The 1,884-nt window shown below is 50.2% G+C and carries 2 protein-coding genes; one reads left to right on the forward strand and one right to left on the reverse strand.

Translation table 11 applies throughout. The features are described 5' to 3' along the window. Positions 1-962: aminotransferase class III-fold pyridoxal phosphate-dependent enzyme (locus tag MKD50_RS30285; protein ID WP_252669754.1), on the forward strand; the 962-nt coding region annotated here is incomplete at its 5' end. A 253-nt stretch (positions 963-1,215) separates the two neighbouring features. On the opposite strand, the gene MKD50_RS30290 is transcribed toward MKD50_RS30285, so the two are convergent. Then, positions 1,216-1,743: an adenylyl-sulfate kinase gene (locus MKD50_RS30290; RefSeq protein ID WP_338107493.1), complete on the reverse strand. Its 528-nt coding sequence runs from the start codon at positions 1,741-1,743 to the stop codon at positions 1,216-1,218. Between the last annotated feature and the right edge of the window lie 141 nt (positions 1,744-1,884).

Below are 1,884 nucleotides of genomic sequence, written 5' to 3' on the forward strand. Positions count from 1 at the left end.
CCTTCTTCTTGAGGACCGGATCTTGTGCAACGGAGGCAGCTGTCCGCATCGCACGACGTCGAACCGGTCAACCAATTATCCTAACAGCCGGTTTTCACGGTTGGCATGACATCTTCCAACGGTACCCGTGGTCTGACGATTCTACAGCCAAAGACCATTACATCCAGGACTTTCAGTATGACTTAGATATCTTGCAGCAGATGTTGAGTTGGAACAGAGGCAAAGTCGCCGGAATTGTAGTCACGCCAGAGCCATCGGTCTTTCCTCCGGAGTTACTCCACCAAAGCGCTAGAATGGCTATGCTGCATGGAGCGCTTTTGATCGTTGACGAGGTGCTTTGCGGACTTCGTTACGCCGACGGTGGTTACTGCCAAGCACACCGGGTCCCGGCCGACCTGATTACCTTGTCCGAAGGACTCGCACAGGGAATTGGCCTTTCTGCGGTTATTGGTACGGCCGATGCCATGTCCGGGGCGGATGGTGTTTATCTTGGCAACACCTACTTACGTGAAAATCGAGCCTTCGTAGCTGCTAATCTAACGCAGCAAATTTTCGAAGAAGATGGCATTGTAGCTCGCTTGGCGGATAGCGGCGCAGTGCTCAAGAGGTTGTTCCACGAGTCGTTCGCTAGCTTCGGAATACCCGCGCGTGTCTTAGGAAGCGACGCCATGTTCGATATTGTCATGCCTTCGCAAAGACATGGAAGTGCATTTGTCCGACGGTGCCTTCAATACGGTATATACACAGGCTACCCGGCAACTTACATGAGCAATATTTCCATGGGCAACACATTCTTCAGCACTTTACAAGAGGCGCTGAAGGGTGCGCTCGCGGACTACTGCAAAGACGAAGATATGACCGCGCGGGTTACAGATAGATCCATGATCGAATACTGTTGGCGAGCGTTTCGCGCGACAGCGAACACTTGCCTCTCCAACAAGACTTATTGGGCACAATTATGAAAGGCCGGTACCGAGATGCCCACAGCCAAGGATTACCGCTCGAACCCGCCCCCAAACGCACAATCGCCGAATAACTCGCATCGCTACAGTTGCAGAGATGTCCTATTACTTTCGCAAATTGCCGTAGCAGCATGGCTGCGGCTTTCACCGATATTACGTGATAGGCTAAATTGAAGGCCTATTTGCTGACCGGTTCGGTCCGAGTCGCACCAGCACTAATATTATTCCGCGCAAGACTCATTTGCCATTAAATTCAAAGACTCCGCCTGAGTTTAGTCAACGACAAACTTGGGGATCTGCTTAGGAGTACCAAGTGAATTGTACGTGCAACGTCCCTCAATTCCTGCGCCGTCTTATATCCGCTCACCCGAAACGCGTAATCTGTGGGAACCTCATACATTTTGCGCGTATCTGCAAATCTAGACTCGTCAGCAGTTATCGTGTTCATGAACACGGTGTAGACTGGGTACTTTGCCGCCCCCAGAAAGGCTCTCCGCGTTTCCGTTGTGGGACAAACAAAATCCACAATGCAATGGTCGTTCGCACCGTAGTTTAGCGTCAGATTGGCGATTTCCGCCATACGACGAGCGTGCTCGATTCGGTGCACAAAACTAAACGTCAAGTCACGATTTATATTATCCCGAACAAAATCCGCATTAACCCAGCTGGCTGTCGGAATTAAATCCAAAAGCATTCTAGCAAGTGTAGTCTTGCCAGATCCCGGAAGGCCTTGAATCATGACGATAGCACGCCCTCTTTGTTTCATATTCCACTTGCTCATGATTGATGGCCGTGTCAACGAATGCAGCAATAAATTCAAGCGTTTTTCAATGAATTCTTAAACCACGGTTGGATCGATCTACGTTCCCATTTTGCCAACTTCGCATTCGGGCCTCAACACAGTTTACCGAAACTTTGCTAG

This window comes from Cupriavidus mimosae, from assembly GCF_023952485.1.
Lineage (GTDB): Bacteria > Pseudomonadota > Gammaproteobacteria > Burkholderiales > Burkholderiaceae > Cupriavidus > Cupriavidus taiwanensis_C.

Bases quoted from the DNA above. Each gene is read 5' to 3' on its own strand.
- MKD50_RS30290 (WP_338107493.1), bottom strand. From the start codon at position 1,743: ATGAGCAAGTGGAATATGAAACAAAGAGGGCGTGCTATCGTCATGATT.